Annotated in this window: 14 protein-coding genes; 4 read left to right on the top strand and 10 right to left on the bottom strand. The window is 67.0% G+C overall.

Going from position 1 to position 19540, the window contains the following annotated elements; all coding sequences use genetic code 11:
• Positions 1-58: 58 nt before the first annotated feature.
• The 7 genes from HEP73_RS21845 to HEP73_RS21875 all read right to left on the bottom strand — a co-directional run bounded on the left by HEP73_RS21845 (position 59) and on the right by HEP73_RS21875 (position 14093).
• Entirely contained in the window at positions 59-220 is a 162-nt protein-coding gene (locus HEP73_RS21845; RefSeq protein ID WP_185821545.1) for a hypothetical protein, read from the bottom strand.
• Positions 195-428: a DUF378 domain-containing protein gene (locus HEP73_RS21850; protein ID WP_185821546.1), complete on the bottom strand. Its 234-nt coding sequence runs from the start codon at positions 426-428 to the stop codon at positions 195-197. The genes HEP73_RS21845 and HEP73_RS21850 overlap by 26 nt, the downstream gene beginning before the upstream one ends.
• Before the next feature lie 677 nt (positions 429-1105).
• Positions 1106-1726, bottom strand: a complete 621-nt coding sequence (locus tag HEP73_RS21855) for a DNA-3-methyladenine glycosylase (RefSeq protein ID WP_185821547.1) — start codon at positions 1724-1726, stop codon at positions 1106-1108.
• A gap of 236 nt (positions 1727-1962) precedes the next feature.
• Complete coding sequence (locus HEP73_RS21860) at positions 1963-4110, bottom strand: S46 family peptidase (RefSeq protein WP_185821548.1); 2148 nt, start codon at positions 4108-4110, stop codon at positions 1963-1965.
• Positions 4111-4243: 133 nt separating this feature from the next.
• Positions 4244-8245, bottom strand: a complete 4002-nt coding sequence (locus tag HEP73_RS21865) for a hypothetical protein (protein ID WP_185821549.1) — start codon at positions 8243-8245, stop codon at positions 4244-4246.
• Positions 8246-8475: 230 nt separating this feature from the next.
• Positions 8476-12315, bottom strand: coding sequence for a translocation/assembly module TamB domain-containing protein (locus HEP73_RS21870; protein WP_185821550.1), 3840 nt, complete (start codon positions 12313-12315; stop codon positions 8476-8478).
• Entirely contained in the window at positions 12312-14093 is a 1782-nt protein-coding gene (locus tag HEP73_RS21875) for an autotransporter assembly complex protein TamA (protein ID WP_185821551.1), read from the bottom strand. Before HEP73_RS21875 ends, HEP73_RS21870 begins: the two co-directional genes overlap by 4 nt.
• A 412-nt stretch (positions 14094-14505) precedes the next feature.
• Between HEP73_RS21875 and HEP73_RS21880 the strand changes: the two genes are divergently transcribed.
• Genes HEP73_RS21880 through HEP73_RS21890 form a run of 3 tightly spaced genes read left to right on the top strand, consistent with a single transcriptional unit; the run spans position 14506 to position 15752 of the window.
• Positions 14506-15048 carry a GNAT family N-acetyltransferase gene (locus tag HEP73_RS21880; protein ID WP_185821552.1) on the top strand — a complete coding sequence of 181 codons (543 nt, stop codon included), beginning with the start codon at positions 14506-14508 and terminating at the stop codon, positions 15046-15048.
• Between the two features lie 3 nt (positions 15049-15051).
• Positions 15052-15594, top strand: a complete 543-nt coding sequence (locus HEP73_RS21885; RefSeq protein WP_185821553.1) for a DinB family protein — start codon at positions 15052-15054, stop codon at positions 15592-15594.
• Positions 15591-15752 carry a hypothetical protein gene (locus tag HEP73_RS21890; protein WP_185821554.1) on the top strand — a complete coding sequence of 54 codons (162 nt, stop codon included), beginning with the start codon at positions 15591-15593 and terminating at the stop codon, positions 15750-15752. Before HEP73_RS21885 ends, HEP73_RS21890 begins: the two co-directional genes overlap by 4 nt.
• A 49-nt stretch (positions 15753-15801) precedes the next feature.
• On the opposite strand, the gene HEP73_RS21895 is transcribed toward HEP73_RS21890, so the two are convergent.
• Positions 15802-16455: a YceH family protein gene (locus tag HEP73_RS21895; RefSeq protein ID WP_185821555.1), complete on the bottom strand. Its 654-nt coding sequence runs from the start codon at positions 16453-16455 to the stop codon at positions 15802-15804.
• Between the two features lie 245 nt (positions 16456-16700).
• Here HEP73_RS21895 and HEP73_RS21900 point away from each other — a divergent pair, with 245 nt between their 5' ends.
• The gene (locus tag HEP73_RS21900) at positions 16701-17789 is read left to right on the top strand and encodes an alginate lyase family protein (protein ID WP_255423602.1); all 1089 of its coding nucleotides are present in this window, start codon (positions 16701-16703) and stop codon (positions 17787-17789) included.
• Positions 17790-17911: 122 nt separating this feature from the next.
• On the opposite strand, the gene HEP73_RS21905 is transcribed toward HEP73_RS21900, so the two are convergent.
• Positions 17912-18502, bottom strand: coding sequence for a hypothetical protein (locus HEP73_RS21905; protein WP_185821556.1), 591 nt, complete (start codon positions 18500-18502; stop codon positions 17912-17914).
• A complete protein-coding gene (locus tag HEP73_RS21910) occupies positions 18472-19293 on the bottom strand; it encodes a transposase (RefSeq protein WP_255423603.1) in 822 nt (273 codons plus the stop codon). Before HEP73_RS21910 ends, HEP73_RS21905 begins: the two co-directional genes overlap by 31 nt.
• Between the last annotated feature and the right edge of the window lie 247 nt (positions 19294-19540).

The following is a 19540-nucleotide window of genomic DNA, read 5'->3' on the forward strand; positions in this document are numbered from 1 at the left end:
CTGGAACACCTGTCGCCACAAGCTTTCTTCGCGAAGCGATTGTCTGGAGTTGCCACCTTCAACGTTTTTCGCCAGTGGCACGGTGATGACGCAGGATCGGCCGGATCAGACGCTGCCACCAGCTGAACGCGTTAGGTCGTGACGCCTTCGCGGCGGCGCCGGTGCGGTCTTCGGCATCGGCGTCGCGCCGCTCGTCAGTGGTGGCGGGCGTGTTCGCCATGGCGGACCGGCGTGTGCTGGTTGGTGAACAACGGCACGAGCTGCCACAGGGCCGACAGACCGACCAGCGTGTACACGATCCGCGACAGCGTCGCGTCCTGCCCGCCGAACAGCGCAGCGACCAGATCGAACTGGAACAGCCCGACCAGGCCCCAGTTCAGGCCGCCGACGATCAGCAGCACGAGGGTAACGACATTGAGCACTTTCATGGTGGCATCTCGCGACGTGGGAGGAGCCTGCATCGTGCGATGCGCTGCATGGCGTGCGCGCGAATGCGATGTATACAGCGCCTGAAATCGATGCTCATGCTCAGTGCACTTTGCTGACTGCACACACGCAGCACCGCCGTGTCAGCCGGATCTGTTTAGGCGTGAGATGGCCGATCGCGTACGTTTTCCGGTGATCCTGCAACGCAGCCATGGACGCTCCCAACCCAGGCGCGCTTGCATCGATCCACATAGAGCTTTGCAGGAGAGCTTCAACCCGACGCCTGCGAATACGGCGCCTACCCTGCTCCCGTTTGTCGCGGCCGAAGCCGCGCCGTCTTGCGTACAACGTGCCGGGTGCACTGTGGGAGCGACTTCAGTCCCGACACCTTGCGGTTACGGCAACATCATCGCTGGCGTTCGTCACAGCCGTATCTCCTCCTGCAAGTGCTTGCAGGCAACTCGCTGGGTGCACTGTGGGAGCGACTTCAGTCCCGACGCCTTGCGGTTACGGCAACATCATCGCTGGCGTTCGTCACGGCCGAATCTCCTCCTGCAAGGGCTTACAGGCAATTCGCTGGGTGCACTGTGGGAGGGACTTCAGTCCCGACGCCTTGGGGTTAGGGCAGCATTATCACTGCGTTCGTCGCGGCCGCTCCTATCAGGAAACAGCAATCGCCTCATCGGCCCCGCGCATGGCCCCTGCGCTTCGCTCCCGGCAGCGCAGGCCCCGACACGTTCGGATCGCCAGGCACGTACCAGCGCCACAACGCCTCCGTGGCCTTGCTGATGCCGATGCGCGGCGTGGCCACCGGATCGGCCGGCGGCGGCGTGCCATCCTCGCCCAGCCACAGGCGCGAGCTGGACTGGGTCAGATCCAGGCCATTGTCCGCACCCGAAGCACCCAGCGCCTTGGCCAGCCGGCCGGGGCCACGGGTGAGATCGGCAATGCGTCCCACCCCGCGTGCCAGCTGCATCGCCTCGATTCCTGCGACCGGCGCCAGCGCACGGATCAGCACTGCATGGCCGGGCGCGCCGCCGCACACCGCGTTGAGCGCCCAGTGCATGCCGTAGATGAAGTAGACATACAGATGGCCGGGCGGCCCGAACATCACCTGCGTGCGCGGGGTCATGCCGCGGAACGAATGCGCCGCCGGATCCTCGGCGCCGCAATAGGCCTCGACCTCGACGATACGGCCGCAGCGGCCGTCGTCGGTGACCAGCAACTTGTTCAACAACTCTGGCGCCACCAGGCGCGAGTCGCGGGCGTAGAACGTGCGCGGTAGCGGTGTTGGCAACATCGCCACAGCCTAGTGGGACGCCCGCGAAGAACCCTGCGACGCGTGCAGATCAGCATGCGTGCCGAAACACGCGGATCGTAATGCGCGCACCACGGAACCGTCTGGTCGGCGACGGACCACCGCGCATGGCGCCGCACCCGAGTGCATGCCGCTCCATCCGAATGCCACGCGCCGCACTCCGCCCGTCGGCATCGATGCGGAGCACCAAGCCCGATACCTTACGGGCACGGCATTGCTCATTCCGCAGGCAACCGCAGTTCCTGCAGCAGCTGCGGCGCCGGATACACCTTGGCCAGCAGCCAGCGCAGATAGCGCATGTCCACATGGATCGCCCGCTTGTAGCGCGGGTCGTACCACCAACTGGCGCTGACCGCCTCCCAGTTGCTGTCGAAGTTCAACCCGATCAGCTCGCCGCGCGCGTTGAGCACCGGCGATCCGGAATTGCCGCCGGTCGTATCCAGGTTGGTCAGGAAATTCACCGGCTGCGTCTTCAGCTGCGCATCGGCGGTGCTGCCGAAGTCGCCCTTGGCGATCGCAGCCAACAGCGGCTTGGGCGCGTCGAACGGTTCCTGCCCGGTATTCTTCTCGACGATGCCGGCCACCGTGGTCACCGGCGCGAAACTCACCGCATCGCGCGGCGCCAGCGGCTCGACCCGGCCATAGCTGATCCGCAGCGTGCTGTTGGCATCCGGATACACCGCCCGCCCCTGCTGCTTGCGCCAGGCGAACAGCGCACGCATGTAGGCCGGACGCAGGCGCAACTGCTCGCCCTCGCGCGTCTTGCGCTCGTCTTCCAGGCGCAGCTGCGCCGGCACCAGTGCCGCGGCCAACGTCGTCAGCGGATCGGCCGCCACCGGCTTGGCGGCGCGCGCGGCGGCGAAGCGCGACAGGCGCTCGGCTTCCTCGCCCAGCCTGGTCCCGGCATAGAGCTTGTCCAAGGCCCGCTGCAACTGCGCCGGCGTGCGCCCGAACGCCGCATCGAATTCCGCTACGCGCTGCGCATCCGGCAACTGCTGGTAGCGGGTCAGCAGCGCGCCCAACAGCGCCTTTTCCACCGCAGGCGAGTAGCGCCGCTGCACCTGTTTCAGTGTGCCCTCGATCAGCGCCTGGTCGCGCTGTTGATAGCCGGTTTCGCGCTGATCGTCGGATTTGGCCCACTCCAACCGCAGCCGCTCCAGCGTCAACGCCGAACGCAACAGCTGGGTCTGGGTACCGATCAAGGTCAGCAGCAGATCGCGCTCGCGCAGCGTCGACGCCTCGGCCAGCAGCGACTGCAGCGCGGCGATGTCGCGCGCATCGTCGCCATGCGTGGCAGCGAGCATGCCGCGTTCGTCCTCGCCGCGCAGCCGTACCGCATCGCTGCGCTGCATCCCTTCCAACTCACCGGCCGCACGCTTGCGATTGTTTTTCAGCGACTGCAGCTGCGCCGCATAGCGTGTGCGTGCCTCCGCATCGGATCTGCCCGCCGCCTCGATCACCGCGATCATCTGGTCGAACACCGCCACCCGCTGCGGCAACGCCCCGTTCACCTGCTCGTCGAACTCCGCCGCGGTGCGATGCCGGTAGGTGATACCCGGATACCCGGCCAGCATCGCGTAGTCCCCGGCCTTCGGTCCCTGCGTGGCGATCTGCAGGTGCGCCGGCGGCTGGTACGGCACGTTGTCGGCGCTGTAGTCGGCCGGCTTGCCGTCCTTGCCGACGTAGGCGCGCAGCAAGGTGAAATCGCCGCTGTGCCGCGGCCACATGAAATTGTCGATCTCGTCGCCGTAGTTGCCGATCGCCCGCGGCGGCGCATACACCAGGCGCACATCGCGCAACTCAAGCTGGCGGATCCGGTAAAAGTCGGTGCCGTAGTACATGTTGGCGATGCTGCAGCGCACCCCGCCTTCGCGCTCGCAATCGGCGACGATGCGCTTGCTCGCCGCGTCCACGGCATCGAAATACGCGCGCCCGGTCTTGCCCTTGGCCGGTCCCAGCACGGCGTCGGTGACCTTGTCGAAACCCACCGTCACCAGCACCCGGAAATCCGGATTGGCCGCGCGCTCGTCGCCACGATCCTTGGCGATGAAGCCATGCTCGATCAGGTTCTCCTTGGCCGAGGTGTTGTACTGGATCACCCCATAGGCCACATGGTGGTTGGTCAGCAACAAGCCCTCGTCGGACACGAACGCCCCGGTCCCGCCCCCGACCTTCACCACCGCACTCAACGGCGGCTGCGTCACTGCCGCCAGATCGCGCGGGTCCCCACGAAAGCCAGCGTCGCGCAACGGCTTGGCCAGCTCCGGCAACTGCGACGGCATCCACATGCCTTCGTCGGCATGGGCGGTCGCGGTGAGGGCGAGGCCCAGGGTGAGCGAGGCGGCGAGAGTGCTGGGTGCTGGCATGCAGTTGATTCGCTACAAGTCGAGTCCCAACCTTAGCCGGCCACTGCGCGTGTAGCAATCTGCGCACACCCTTGCCGCGCCAGCACCGGACCTGAAGCAGAGCCCGGTCCGGAACTGTCGACCCCGCACAAGGTCAGCTCGCCGACTCGGGCACCTGGCCGGCCGATTCCGCGGTGGCGCGAGCCTTGGCCCATGCCGCCTCGGCTGCGGCAAGCGTGTCGAAATGCTTGAACGACACATCGCCCTTGTAGCTTCGCGGACCCTTGCGAATCGCCAGGATGGCGGCATCGCGGTCCAGGCGCAGGGTGGTCAGGTTGCGTGCGTTGCCGAGCTGCAGGCGCTCGATCCGCGCGTCGCCACGTTGCCCATGCCAGAGCAGGGCGGCGTCGGCGATATCGCGCGCGAGGGCATCCAGCAGGGTGTCCACCAGCGCTTGACGCAGCGCATCGCCTGCCGAGATGTCGTCCAGGTCTTCGCCTTCATCGATGTCGGCCGGCACTATCTGCCGGGACACCTCATCGGTATCGCCCAACAACCACTGCGGCGCGCCCTGCGCGTCGACCACAAGCGGCTGCCGTGAGGCCACCGGCGTGGCGGCCAGCACTTCGGCCGGTGACAGCAACCGCATGCCCTGCTCGGAATAGCGCCAGCCGATCGAGGCATGCTGTTGCCACAGCGCCACCAGCGCATCGGGCAGGGGATGCGCGCGGGCTTGCGCCAGAGCCGCGATGTCCGCCTGCGCAGCAGGGCCATCGCAACGCGACTCCAGCGCGGCGCCGGCCGGCTGCAGCGCATGGGCGGCCAGATAACCGGCCAGGCCTTCCAGCGTCTGCGCCACGGCCTGGGCAAGCGTGTCGGCTTGCTGGTGGCGCAGGTACTCCAATCCATCCAGCAACGACAGGTCCTGCGGTCGCTTGTCGACGTCCAGGTATTCGATGCTGCAGGTGTAACCGCCGGCGCGGCGCGCGTCCACTTCCAGCGCGTCCATCGCCGCAATGGCGTGCGCGCCCACCAGGCAAGTGTCGCTGGGGTCGTCCCATGCGTTGTAGCGCAGGCGCAGCGAGTGGAGATTTTTCCGGCGCGGATCGGCCAGGGAGCGAGCGATTGCGCCATGGCCCGGCCGATACCAGGGGTCGCTGGCCACGAACCCCTGCGGCGGGTGGGCAGCGATGCTGTCCAGCAGGCCCGCCGCATCGTCCGCCGTAGCGCAGCGGATGGCGATGCGCACCTGGCCGAGGCCCACCTTGCCGTGTACCGCACTGATCGCCGCGCCGAGGCGGGTCCAGTCGTACAGCGCCTCGCCGCGCCACAAGGTCAGTCGCGCGGAAACATCCACGGCGTCGTGGAAGACGTCCGACCCGATGGCCTGCTCCGCGTGCGCCTCGAACGGCGGCGTGGCCAGGCCGTAGCCATCGAAGTAGTGCACGCCCCCGCGCACGTCCTGGAACAGCGTGGCGCCGGTGTCGGGATGGCTGAACCACAGGAAGGCCGCGTCGGCCCCGGCCAGCTCGCCCAGTGCCTTCAGGGCAAGCCCGGTGACGGGTACGCCTTTGCCGCGTGCTTTCTGCAGCCGTGACAGCAACGCAGTCTGTTGTTGCTCTCCCTTGCCATCCAGCGCATTGCGCAACTTGGCCTGCAAATCGCTGTCGGCGAACGGATCGAACACGGTAGTGGTGTGCGCTCCCACCTGATAGGCGGTGGCGTCGATCGCACTCGCGGCCGGATAGAGGGTGCGCACCTGCGCGTATTTCTTCAGCGACAGGGCCGCAACGCAGCCCTTCAGCAGCACATATTTGTGCAGTCCGCGCTCGGCCGCGTCCTCCGGCAGCGGCCAGGCCAGCACCAGCTCGGCGACGTCCAGCGTTTCGCTGTGGCGGCTTTCCCAGCCATGACTTGCGCAGTAGAGGGCCGCCGCGGCGCTGGACGGCTGCTCGCGCAGGCGCTGCAGGATCTGGGCATGCAATGTCGGCGTCCAGCACTTGTGCACTGCAAAACACAGGCCACGCGGGAAGCCCTTCTCGTCCCACAGGCGCGAGAACAGGTAGGCGGTGTTGCCTGGTGCCTGTGGGCCCATGTAGCCCAGACTCCCGTACAGCGTATCGAGCACTTCCTTGTGCGCATGTTCGCCACGCTGCATCGCGGCGGACGCGTCTTCCAGCGCGATGCGGATCGTGTCGGCCATGTCCGCCGACGTCATTGCTTCCAGCACGCGCTTCGCCGGGTAGTCGTCGCTGCCATCCGGCGCGAGCGCCGCCGCGCGGGCCTGCACGCGGGCCAAGGCCCAGTGGAACAGACGCTGGCGCTGGACCGTGTCCAGCACCTCCCGCAGGCGCTTGATGGCCTCGCCGACCCGATCGGTCAGCACGTTTTTCACCGGTGCGTCCTGCAACAGCGTCATCAGCGGCTCGAACAGGCGCGCGTCGCCCCAGAACCACTGCAGGCCCGCAAGGATGGCGTCGACCCGTTCATCGGCGTCCAATTCGGCGAGATAGTCGCCGGCCGGCGGCTCGCCGATCATCGCTACCAGCATGGGGACCAGCGCGTCGCCGGCATCGGTGACGCTGCGGCACAGTTCCGGCAACAGGGACGTCTGCAGTGCGCCGCTCAGCTGCGGCAGGGCGCGCTGCACCAGCGCGAGCCGCGTCGGCAGCGTGCTGTCGAGCAGATGGCGGATCGCCCATCGCCGCTCATCATCGTCGTCCGCCAGGTCCGGACGGCGCGCCAGCCGCATCGCCATCGCATCGCGCGTGGCCGGTGCGGCCTGGGCGACGCCCTCGGCGAAGCTGGGAGCATCCCAGATGGTGAGCAGGTCCTCGGCCAGGCGACGGTTCTGGGCCAGCGCCTCGGCACTGAGCGACGGTTCCTCGTCGCCAAGCAACCGTTGCGCGTGCTCGGCCAGGTCCAGCACGCGCAGCATCAGGTCGTCCCATGCCAGCAGCGGCTGTACGACGGCCAGCAGGGCATGACCGTCGCCGATGGCCTGGTGAATCGGGTTCAGGAGGATGGTGATGACCTGCCAATCCACGGTCGTTGACGCGGCGAGCAACCGCGTGGCGGTGTCCGCAGCCGCGCCCGCATCCTGGCCCAGGCGCAGTTGCATGCGCGCACGCAGGGCCCATGTCGCCGGCGCATCGATGTCGCTGATGCGATCCAGCGCCTGCAGGGTGGTGGCCGGGTCCAGCGCGTCGGGATCGTGTTCCAGCGCGCTGTCGATATGATCCAGAACCATCACGCCGACGGACTTGGGCGATACCGCAAGCGCCCGCAGCCGCTGCGCAACCGGCGCCTTGGTGTCGATCTGCGCCCAGACCAGCATGCGTGCGCGGCGGTGGCGGAAATCCGGAACGACCGGCAGGTCCGCGTCGTCGGCCATCGCCCCGAAGGTGTCCACGAACGCGCGCAGCAATGGCGTCTCCACCCCGGCGACCTGCTCCAGCACCTGCGCAAGCCGTGCATCCTGGCCGAGCAGGCGCGTGTGCAGCAGCCAGTAGATGGCCAGATGCACATCCCCGCGCATCGCAGGCAGCGCCGTGTCGAATTCGCGCTGTTCGTCTTCCTTGGTGGGGAAGGTGCTCAGATAGTGGTTGAACGCCTCGGCACCCAGCGCATCCGGGCCCTGCAAGGGATGGCCCTGCTCGTCGCAGGCTGGCTGCGAGAGCGCCTGCATCAGCCATTGGTAGCGCGTAAGCAGATTGGCGCTGACGAAGTCCTGTGGGGAGGGCGTCCATGCGTACTCATGCAACAACTCCGCCTCCGCATCCTCCCTGTCGTCGCCCACCTCCCAATCGTCGAGCTCGTCCAACTCCAGTTCTTTTTCCCACATCCGCGCACGGAAGGCCCGGTAATCGGCCAGGCTGGCGAAACGCGGCTCCACCTGCCGGGTCTCGTGGTCCTGCCACCACACCTGGCCGCCTCCCCGCAGGTCCAGCAGGGTGTAGTTGTCGCCCGCGTCGTCCAGCACGACGAAGCCGGAAAGCGTCTTGTCGATGCCGCCGAAGTACCGCGGATTGTTGCCCAGATGCGCCCGGACCAGATCGGGGACATCCAGCGCGGCGAAATCGGAGGTGATCGCCGCAACGATCTGCTCGGTAAGCGGGAGCGCATAGAAGCGCGAATAGGAAGAAATCAAGTCCACGGTGTCATCCATGTCTACGTAGGAAAGGTGCAGCAAGGCCCGGCACTTCCATCCAGGCCTGCAGATCGAGTGTCGTGCCCAAGGCCCGCTACCGGCCGGCGAGTTTACAAGATGTCATCGTGGTAGCGCGCTGGAGAACTTTGTGTCCGCAGGCAGCAGCTGGCGCAACGATCTGCTTCGGCGACATCGTCGCGTGAGCAAGAAGGCTTTCAGAGATGAAAGACGAAAGCCTACTTCTCCTTCCGCCAATTGAGCGACCCACGATTCTCCACCGTGCTCGATTCCACCTCCGCGTCGAAACCACGGCCGAGCAGGTATTTCAAGGTCAAGACCGAACCGCTGCCAACCAACGACACGCCGTAGCTGACATAGAGCTTCGGCGACAGATATTTGCCGAAGCCGACCACCGAGCCGCCGAGGGTGCGCGATTGGCTGACGCCGGCGTCGTCGAAACCGAGCTTGGCGCCGAGTTGCGAGGCGAGGATGCCGCTACCCGCCGACAACGCGCTGGCCGCGGCGGTTACCTGGTCGGCTTCGTCGCTGCTGGCGTTGCTGAGGCTGCGGCCGAGTACCAGGTACGACATCGCTTCGGATTGCGACATCGACGGGTCCGACCACACGTCGGCGCGCGGGGCGGTGGCGCGGCCGGTGACGTCGATGCCGGCGATGACGTCGCCGACCTTGCGTTGCGCGCGCATGTTGATGCGCGGGTCGGAGACGATGTTGTTGCTCCAGGTCAACTGGCCACGGGTGATGGTCAGGTCCTGGCCGTAGGCCTTGTACTGGCCGCTGACGTCCAGGCCGCCGGTGGCGGTCATCTCGCGGCCCTGGCGCGAGCGTACCTGCATGGCGCCGGTCAGTGCGCCCTTCAGGCCGAAGCCGGCCATCTTGACCTGGTCGCCGAGCACCACGCGCAGGTCCATTTCCAGCGGCGAACTCGGCGCTTCTTCCGGGTCGGCCGGGTCCAGCACCACTACGTCTTCGGACACCGAGGTGCCGCGGTCCAGCCGCTCAAGGTCGATGTCCGCCGACGGCACGGTGACTTGGCCGTTCAATTTCATGGTCTTGTTGGCGATGCCGAACTGCATGTCCGGATTGGCCACCGCGCGCAGTTCGGCGGTATTGGACACCAGCACATTGGTGCCGCGGATATTCAACTGCAACGGCGTGGTGTCGCCGTACCAGGACAGGCCGCCGTCGACGTTGAGCGTGCCTTCGCCGGATTTGACCGAAGCGACGATGCGCGCCGAGCCGTCCGGCTGCGCGTCGAAGCGGCCCTTGCCTTCGCTCAGGGTCAGGCCCAGCGCCGGCAGTTCGCCGGTGAAGTCGCTGAGCGTGGCGTTGCCGCCCATCGACGGCTGCGAGCGCGTGCCGCGCAGGCTGACGTGGCCTTCGACCAGGCCCTTGGGCCGGACCAGGTCGGGCGAAAACAGCTCCATCCAGTACAGCCGCGACATGTTCATGTAGATCTCGCCGGTGAGCGGCGCGTACGCATCCCAGCCGGTATCGACGGTGGCGTCGATGAAGCCGTCGCCCTTGAAGCCGACGCCGAGCTTGGAGTGGATGTGCTGGGCGGTGAAGTCGGTGACGAAACTGAACTGGTCGTAGCGCACCAGTTCGCCGCGTGCGTTGTCGCCCAGGCGCAAGCCGCCTTCCGGCGAGGCCAGCCGCAGCGATCCCTGCCAGGCGTTGCCGGCCGGCTTGAAACTGCCGTCGAGGGTGAGTTCGCCGCGCAGGTACATCTTGCGGCCGCTGTTGGGCGGCAGCCACGGTTGCACCAGCGACAGCGGCAGCGCGTCGCCGCGCACGGTCAGGCCCTGCTTGGGCCAGTTCGCGGCCAAGCACAACGCGCCGCCGCCGCTCGCGCCGAGGCAGGTATCGGAAAGCGTAAAGGCGCTGCCGGCGATGGCGAACGTGGCCGGTTGCCGCAGTTGCCACGGCTCGCCCTTGGCCGGTGCCACCCGCAGCGTGTTCAAGCCGCCCTGCCAGCGCGCGCCGTCGCGGCGCAACTGGCCGGCGAAAGCAAGTGCGCCCATATCGTTGTGGGTGTCGGCATCGAGCTGCAGGTTCTCCACCGCGCCGCGCGCATCCACGCGCAATGTCTCCAGCACCACGCCGGCGCTGATCGCGCTGCCGCGCAGCGCCAGTTCGCCGCCGCTGCCACGCCACGGCAGGCGCCCGCGCAGGCTGACGCTGTCGGCGCCGTAGCTGTCCCACTTCAGGCCGTTGCCGGTGAGGTCGGCGGTGAGGTCGGGCGCGTCGCGGCGGCCCTTGACCTGCACGCTGCCGCGCAGGCTGCCGGTGGCACCGGGCAGCAGGTCGGCCAGTTGCAGCGGCTGCAGTTGCGCATCGATGTCCAGCTGGTCGCCGACCTTGCCCTGCGCCTGCACGCGGCTGTCGCCCAGCGCCAGTTGCAGCTTGCCTTCGCCCTGCTCGCCCTGCAGCGCGAACTTGCCGTTGGCGTCGAGCGGGCGGCTGCGCAGCTTGCCGTTCAAGTGCGGCACGTCGAGGCTGGCCTGGTAGCCGGCGGCGCTGCCATCGGCATGCGCCGGCAATTGCTTGCCCTTGGACGCGAACTGGCCGGACAGGTTGCCGTCCCAGCCCGGTGCGAAATAGCCGGGATCGAAGCCGGCGAGCTGGCCGCTCAGGTCCCAGCTCAGTTCCGGCGCCCACGCCACCGCGCCGCCGAGATCGAGCGTGCCTGTCGGCATCGCCGCCTGCAGCTGCACGATCTGCGCCTGCCGGTCGTCGCCGCGCACATCCAGCTGCAGCCCCGCGCTGTCCTTGCCGCGCGCGATGGTGGCTTCGCCGTAGGTGGCCCACTGCTTCAGCGTGCCGGCCAGGCCAAAGTTCGCTTCGACCACTTGGATCGGCACCGCCGGTGCGTCCGGCGTGGACGGGTCCGGCGTGGTGGCGAACTTCAGCCCACTGGCGTTGACCGAGAAACGGAAGGTCGCGTTGTCCGGATCGCGGAAATCGGCGGTGCCGCGCAGCCGCGCCTGGCCGTCGAAGGCGCGCAGTTGCAGCGGCGCGACGGTGAGCACCTGGTTGTCCAGGCGCACGTTGGACGGGTCCAGCGTCAGCTTCTGCGCGCCGTAGGCGAGTTGGCCTTGCAGCTTGGCGTCGCCGCCCTTGCCCGACGCACTCAGGTCGAACGCGATCGGTTCGCTGGCGGGGGCCGCGGCGTCGCCGGGCGGCACGAACAGCGACGGGTCCAGCGCCTTGCTGCTGGCGGCGAACTGCCAGGTGGGATCGGTGCGGCCGATGAACACCAGCGTGGTACGCAGCGGCGCCGGCGCATTGCCGGCGATCGCCACTTCCATCTTGTCCAGATTGCCGCGCGCGACCAGGCCCAGCCGCGCCGGGGTGCGCCCGCGCGCGGCCGGCAACACCGCGCTGGCGGTGAGGTTGGCCTTGTAGTCCTGCGCCGGCACGTAATCGCCATCGACGCGGAAATCGCCGCGGTCGCTGCTCACCACCAGCTGCCTGGCGCGGAATTCGCCATTGGCCACTTCGATGCCGCCACGCAGCGTGTGGATGTCGATCATCGGCTGCTGCGCCTGGGTGATGCGCAGTCCGTCGATCAGGATGCGATCGGCCTGCAGCGCCAGCGGCACTTCGATCTGCGGCAGCGACTGCGGCCAGCTCGGCAGTTCGAACGGTTCGTCGCTCTTGGCAAGGTTGAGCGTGGCGTTCTTCAGCTGCAGCGTGTCGAGCTGCAGCTTACGCCCGAGCAACGGGCGGATGTCCGGATCCAGGTAGGCGCGCTCGGCGGTGAAGTGGATCTGGTCGTAGCGAAAATCCAGGTTGTACAGGGTCAACGGGCCGGCCAACGGACCCTCGGCGCGCTCCCAGGTCAGCGAGGAACCGGCCGGCAGCCGCGCCACGATCTGCGCCAGCAGCACGTCGCGTCCGGCCACCGTTTGCAGTAACCAGTAAAGCGCCAGCAAGGCCAGCAGGCCGAGCCCGGCGATGGTCAGCGCCGAGCCCCACCAGAAGCGCTTGCGCCGGTAGAAGCGCGGGCGACGCGGCGGCGGCGGTGCAGGCGTGGCGGGGCCGGTCGCGCTCACAGGTTGGCTCCGATGTTGAGATAGAGCTGGAACTGCGAGTCGGGATCGTTCAGGCCATGCGCGATGTCCACCCGCACCGGCCCCACCGGCGAGCGCCAGCGCACGCCGAAGCCGACGCCGGTGTGCCAGTCGGGGGTATCGTCGAAGGCGCTGCCGCTGTCGACGAACACCGCGCCGCCCCACGGCCCGCCCTTGAAGTAATGCTCGTATTCGGCGCTGCCGGTGAGCACGTGCTTGGCGCCGAGCGCGAAGCGGTCAGGCTTGGCGGTACGCGGGCCGACCTCGCGGAATGCGTAGCCGCGAATGCTGTTGTCGCCGCCGGCGAAGAAACGCAGGCTCGGCGGCATCGCCACCAGCGCGTTGGTCCAGGTACTGCCGGCTTCGCCGCGCAGGAGCAGGCGGCTGTTGTCGCCCAGTCCCTGGAACCAGCTCAGGCGCATGTGCGCCTGGGTGAAGCTGGCGTCCGAGCCCAGCCCTTCGGCGCCGGCGCGCAGGCTGAGGTTGCCGCTGAAGCCCTTGCGCGGGAATGCCTTGTCGTCCACGCCCACGTAGTCGGCTTCGATCTGCGGATAGACCAGCGTGGAGTACTGATACAGCGCGTTGTCGAACACCTCGTCGGTGGCGTAGCGCCAGCGCTCGCGCAGCGCATTGAGCGAGGCGATCGCGGTCCAGTGCTCGTTGATCTCGCCGCTGCGGCTGCCGGTGAGCTTGAGGTTGCGCAGGTCGATGTAGTCGGTCTGCTCGTCGTAGGCGCGCATCGAGGCGGTGTACCAGCCGTCGAGCCAGCGGAACGCCGGCACCCGGTAGCTGGTGATCAGGCTCTTGCGCTTCTGCGCATAGTCCAACTGGGTGCTGAGCTTGTGCCCGCGCGCGTTGACGTAGCGGCGGTCCACGCCCAGGCGCACGCCGGCGCCGCTCTCGCTGCCGTAGCTGATGCCGCTGGTGTAGATGCTGCGCTTGGCGCGGGTCAGGTTCACGTCGACCGGCACATTGCCGTCGGCGTCGGCCTCTTCGGGCTTGGGCTGGATGTCGACGGTGCTGAAATAGTCGAGCTTGACCAGCGACTCGCGCAGCCGGTCCAGCTTGCCTTCGTGGTAGTAACTGCCTTCGTCCCAGTACACCAGCGGATCGAACAGGTCCTGATTGAAATAGTCCTGGTGGAAGCGGATCGCGCCCATGTTGTAGCGGCGGCCGCTGTCCCAGCTCAGGTCGATGTCGGCGGCATGGTCGGCGCGGGTCACCTCGACCCGGCGCTGGGTGAAGTCGGCATCGAAGTAGCCGCGCTCGGCCAGGCGCCGGGTGATGGCGACCTTGCTGGTCTCGTAGGTGGTGTGGTCGAAGACCTCGTCGGCCTTGGGATGGAACTTCTGCAGGTCCTCGCCCAGGTAGCTGTCGTCCTCGGCCGGCCCGGTGATGCCCACATGGAAGTTGCGCACCCGCACCGGCTCGCCCTTGTCCACGTGCAGGGTGACGATCAGCTTGTCGTCGTTGCGCGGCGCATCGACGGTGATGGTCGGGGTGTAGTAGCCGAACGGCTCCAGCGCCTGCCGGGTCTGCCGCTCGGCCTGGCTCAGCAGGTATTCCAGGCGCGATTCGCCCTGGACCTTGCCGATGGTCTGGTACAGCGACAGCGAGACTTCGATGTTCTCGATCATCGCCGCGTCGTCGTCCTTGTCCAGGCCTTGTATCTGGACTTTTTCAATCGTGCCGCGCGCCTGGACGAGGCCGGCCAGCGACAGCAAGGACAAGAGCAGGGCGAGGCGGGGGATGGATCGCATGGGCGCCAGAATACCGACACACCGTGTGAAGCTGTTAACTAGGCGTTTGCTTGCATCTGCCGGCAAGGTCGCGTAAGCGGCTGGCGGGGCGTTGTTGCCGTGGTCTTGTGTGGCGTCGGCAACCACGTGGGTGGTGCGTTCCGCGCCACTGCAGTGTGGTCTGGGACACGCGCCTGGGCCGCGTGCGCTGCCGGATGCCATTCCTGCCCGGCGCTGGTAGGGCCGCACTTGCCGCTGCCTACGCATCGGCGGCGCTTGGCAGTGCGCCATGGGGCCGACGGGCAGCAGACGACGTCTTCCTTCGCGCGGCGAAGCCGTACAAGCGCCGCGTGTCCCGCGCCCCTCCGCAGCTTGCCAATCCGCACACGCCGCGCCACGCTGGCGCGATCCGCCATCCGTGCAAGGACGTGCAGTGTCCACCGTGATCGAAACCGCGCGCCTTCGCCTGCGCTTGCTGGAGCCGGACCGCGACGCCGCCGCGATGCTGGCGTTGCTCAACGACCCCGGCTTCCTGGCCCATATCGGCGACCGCGGCGTGCGCGACGAAGCCCAAGCGCGCCGCTACCTCGCCGACGGCGCGGTGCTCAGCTACGCCCAGAACGGCTTTGGCCTGTATGCCGCGGAACGCCGCGACGACGGCGCCTGGCTCGGCGTGGCCGGCCTGGTGTTGCGCCCCACCCTACCCTGCCCGGACCTGGGCTATGCCCTGTTGCGGTCTTACGAAGGCCATGGCTACGCCAGCGAAGCCGCTCGCGCTGTGCTGGCGTACGCGCAACACACCCTGGCGCTGCCGCGCCTGTGCGCAATCGTGGCACCGGACAACGCGCGCTCGACGCGGCTGCTGGAGGCGCTGGGCTTCGCCTCGCAGGGCCGCATGCGGATCGCCGCGGATGCGCACGAGGTCGAGCTGTACGCACGCGACCTGTCTGCCTCGAACGAACGACCGGAGGCTTGAACCGTGGATACCCTGGAATCGCTGCAGTTGCTGGCGCGCTACAACCAATGGATGAACGAGCGCCTGTATGCGGCCGCAGCGACCCTGCCGGAACAGGCCATCGCACAGCCGCGTGGTGCTTTCTTCGGCTCGCTGCTGGGCACGCTCAACCACCTGGTGGTGGCCGATACGATCTGGCTGCAGCGTTTCGCCAAGCATCCGGCGCAGTACCCGGCACTGACCGCGATCGCCGCCGCTCCGATTCCCGTGGCGCTGGACGCAGTACAGGCAACGACCCTGGCTGCGCTATCGACCCAGCGCCAGGTGCTGGACGCCACCATCGCCACCTGGATGGCGCAGGTAAGCGCCGCGGACCTGGACATCACGCTGCACTACCGCAACACCCGCGGCGACGCCCATCGCCGGCGCTTCGGCGATGTGTTGCTGCACTTCTTCAATCACCAGACCCACCATCGCGGCCAGACCACCACCTTGCTCAGCCAGGCCGGCGCGGAGGTGGGCGTGACCGATCTGCTGATGTTGATTCCGCAGATGGAGATCGAATGAGGATCGATGCAGCCGGTGGCGTGACAGCCGTACGCGTCAGCGGCAGTGGAGACTGCAAGATCCGAGCGTCCGGCGTCACCGAACGAATGGAAGAAACCACTCGCGGCATCGCCTTCGGCGAGTCGCTGAACGCGACCATGATGCCGAAGACACGCTAGCGACGCGCGCGAGCGCATTGCCGCGACAGCCTCCTGCGTGAAAACGTCGCTATGCCGTACCGCTCTGCGCCTGCAATGCGGCGACGATCTCGCGCAGCTCCGCCACCTCGGCCTCCAATGCCTGCATCCGCGTCTCCAGTTCGTCGTTGCCGGACGCCGCGGGGCGCGCCTTGAAAGTCGCCGCCAACGCTTCGGCATCGATAGGCCCACCGAGCAGATGCATGTAGCGATCCTCGCGCTGGCCGCTGGCGCGCGGCAGCTGCACCGCCAACTGGCGCTGCGCCAGGCGCTCCAGCTGGTGCCGCACGTCCTCGGCATCGGCGAACCGCGCCATGCGCTCGGCCCGTGCCAGCAGCTCGTTCGCCGTCTGCGGGCCGCGCAGCAACAGCAGCCCGATCAGGATCACCTGCTGCTGGGTAAGATCCAACGCCGCCGCCAGCCGATGCTCGTAGCGCACCGCGCGCGAAGAGAACTGCTGCCGCGCAATTCCCCGCCCTTCCAACTGGCGCAGCGCATGCTGCACATCGCCCGGACTCAGCGACATCACCGGCTCGCGCGAGGTCTTCTGGTTGGCGGCCACCACCGTCGCATTGACCGTGAGCGGATACGCATCCGGCGTGGTGGCTTCTTTTTCGATCAGGCAGCCCAGCGCGCGGGCTTCGACGGCGGAGAGAACAAGGGGTTGTGACGCATCGGTCGTCATCGTGGAAAGCCAGCAGCAGGGGTGGCTAGGATAGCCCGGCATGTGGCATCAGCTGGGATTTCCCTCTCACCCTGCCATGCAGGCAGCGCATGCAACACCATCTTGTCGCCAGGTTGCGGCGCATTGCCTGGTAGATGCAGCGATGGTCGCTGCCTCCCACCCTCTTGCCTGAAGCCACGCCCGGTTCATGCCGCGCGGCATAGATTCGTCCACCTCGTGAATCGCCGCGCCCGCACGGAGTGCCCATGTCTTTCGCCAGGCTTCGAGCAAACCTCGCCATCGCCGTCCTTGCCCTGTCCACATGCGCTCCAGCTTCTGCCATGCAGCGACTTTGGCCGACCGAGCAGCAATGGCGCCAGTTCGGAACCGGCAGCGACGCGGCTACCGCGCAACTGCGCCTGGCTGACGCGGCGCTGCACGACACCGCGCACCCTATCGCCGTGCTGAGCACCGCCGGCCGACTGAAAGGCGACCCCGTCAAGGCAAGCACCGAAGCGAGCCTGGGCGACATGCGCAAGATCCAGGCGCTGGCCGTGGCCTATGCCCTGACCGGCGAGGAGCGCTATGCGACGAAAGTCGGCGACTATCTCGGCCGATGGGCCGCAGTGAACCAGCCGACCGGTCAACCCATCGACGAGACCGGCCTTGAGCCGGCGATCTTTGCCTACCGCATCGTCAGGAAGTCACTGCCGACCGGCAACCGCCATGACGTCGACGACTGGCTGCGGCGCATTGCGCGCGCCGAGATCGCGTCGCGCGATATCAAGCGCAAGACCGCCACCAACAACTGGCATAGCCATCGCCTGAAGACCGTCGGCCTGATCGGCATCGCGCTGGACGACGACACATTGATCGCCTATGCCAGGGATGGATTCAAGCAACAGATCGGCGACAACCTGCGACCGGACGGCCAGAGCATCGACTTCATCGAGCGCGATGCGCTGTCCTACCATGTCTATGACCTGCGCCCCCTGGTGACGCTCGCCTTGGCGTTCTCCGAGCGTGGCGACGACCTGTATCAATGGCAGGCGCGCAATGGCGCCTCGCTCGCGCACAGCGTGCAATGGCTGCTGCCCTACCTCCGCGGCGACAAAACGCATGCCGAATTCGTCGGCAGCGACGTCGCCTTCGACAAGGCCCGCTCGCGCAACGGCGAAGCGGGCCATGTGGTCGGCAGCGCCTATGCGCCTCGCGACGCACTACCGTTGCTGTCGCTGACGGCCGCCTACGATCCTGACAGCGCCCGTCTGGTCACCCAGCTCGGTAGCAGCGCGGCGGACCTGCGCCTGGCCTTGAGCTTGCTGCCGGCGCGCCCGCTGCCCAGTGCCATGTAGGGAGGCTGGTCGATCGCGGTGCTATTAGGAGTGCGGAAACGGAGGTCGGAGCCTGAGGTTTCCCGGAAACCAATGCCGGCGTTCGCGCAGGGCCAGTTGGCACACCCGGCAGCAGAGCAGCCCTATTCGTCGCTACATTCCTGCGCGTCTTTGGATTCGACCGGAGCCAGCGCTACGCCGTCGCTGGTTTCGCTGATCCTGGAGATGGTGAGATGGCAGTACTGGCGCGAGAGATCCAGGGCGACCTCGTAGTCTTGGCCTTTTTCGGGGACGAAGGACACGCCGAAATCCTTGCAGCCGAGCGAAATGCCGCTTGGCCCCGTGGTTTCATAATACGAGGCGTGGATGGCGATGGGCTCGCCTGCGGTGATGGCGTATTCGCGATAGAACGCCTTGGCCAGGATGCCGTTGCGCTGTTTGAGGTTGGTGACATTGGGGGTGACCGGCATTCCCAGGGAAATGTTCTTCTTGCTGCCGAAAGCCCCGCCGAAGCCGCTGCTGGAGGGCGTTTCGCTTTCAGCATCACCGCCATAGCACATGGTGTTGCGATAGAACTCCAGGCCAATCGCGGCCTGCCCGAAAAAGCGGATCCGCGCCTGGTTGTCAGGGTTGACCCGTGCCTGTTCGTCCTCGTCGTCGTCGGTTGTGGCCGCCGCTGGACAAGCCGCAGCGAAAAGTGCGGTCAGCAGAAAAAGCTTGGGTAGGAGTTCCATTCTTGCCTCGTCGTGACTTGAGGTAGCGATAGCGGCTGCTGGCGGAGATTCTGAAGCTGTTTGATCGTCGGCAAAAGCGGGGGGCAGAGTGCACTTCCCTCTCCTGTCAGTCTGACCTTCGGCGGCCTTCCCATTCGTGCAGCGGGTCCGGCACGATGGCCAGGCTGGTACTCAATGACAGCACGAAAGCGGTTGTTGCCCAGCGCATGTTGGCGCTGTAGATTGAGACGGATGGCAGCTGTCTCGTCAGGTTTAATTGCATCCAGAACGAAGCGGCGATAATGATCTGCCCGTTCGCCGGTTGGGGCAATTGCTAGATAGCTCCTATGTGGTTGCGCCAGCGAGTTGGCCTGGCCGAGTCCGTTGCAGGAATGGCTCGACCACGGATAGTCCGCCGGATCGGCCGCCATGCCGGCGCGCACCGGGTTGAGTTCGATGTAGCGGTAGCAGCGGAGCAAATAGACTTCATCCTGCACGGTGCACGATTTGTAGCGGCCTTTCCACAAGGTGCCGGTGCGACGGTATTGACTGTTGATATAGCGCACATAGCAGCGGCCGAGCGACTGCATCGGCGTTGGCATCGTTCCGGCTTGCTGGCTGGTGAGCAGCAAGTGCACATGGTTGGTCATCGACACATAGGCATGCACGGCAATTCTGAGCTTGAGCGAAAGTTCGTGCAGATCCTGCAGGTAGGGTGTCCGGTCGATGTCGGTAAAGAAGCATGGCTGCCGGCCATTTCCCCGCTGCACGATATGCTGGGCGACGCCGGGGAGATCCAGTGGGGGGAGCATATGCGATTCTTCGCTCTGCGGAAGGAGCAGCGTCGTTTATCCAAACGAGCCGTCCCAACGGGTAAGCGCATGAGCTTGGGCCGGGAAAGCGCGCTCTGACCCCGGTTTCGGGCAGCTTACACAACGCGAGGTGCCTCGCCCTGAGGTCACTGACCCCAGCCCCCCGCTGGCATCAGCCCCCCACCGGCTACGCGAATCCACCATGACCACCGATAAGTGAACCTGACTCCGGCACCCCCGTGAACGC

The organism is Xanthomonas sp. GW, assembly GCF_014236815.1.
Lineage (GTDB): Bacteria > Pseudomonadota > Gammaproteobacteria > Xanthomonadales > Xanthomonadaceae > Xanthomonas_A.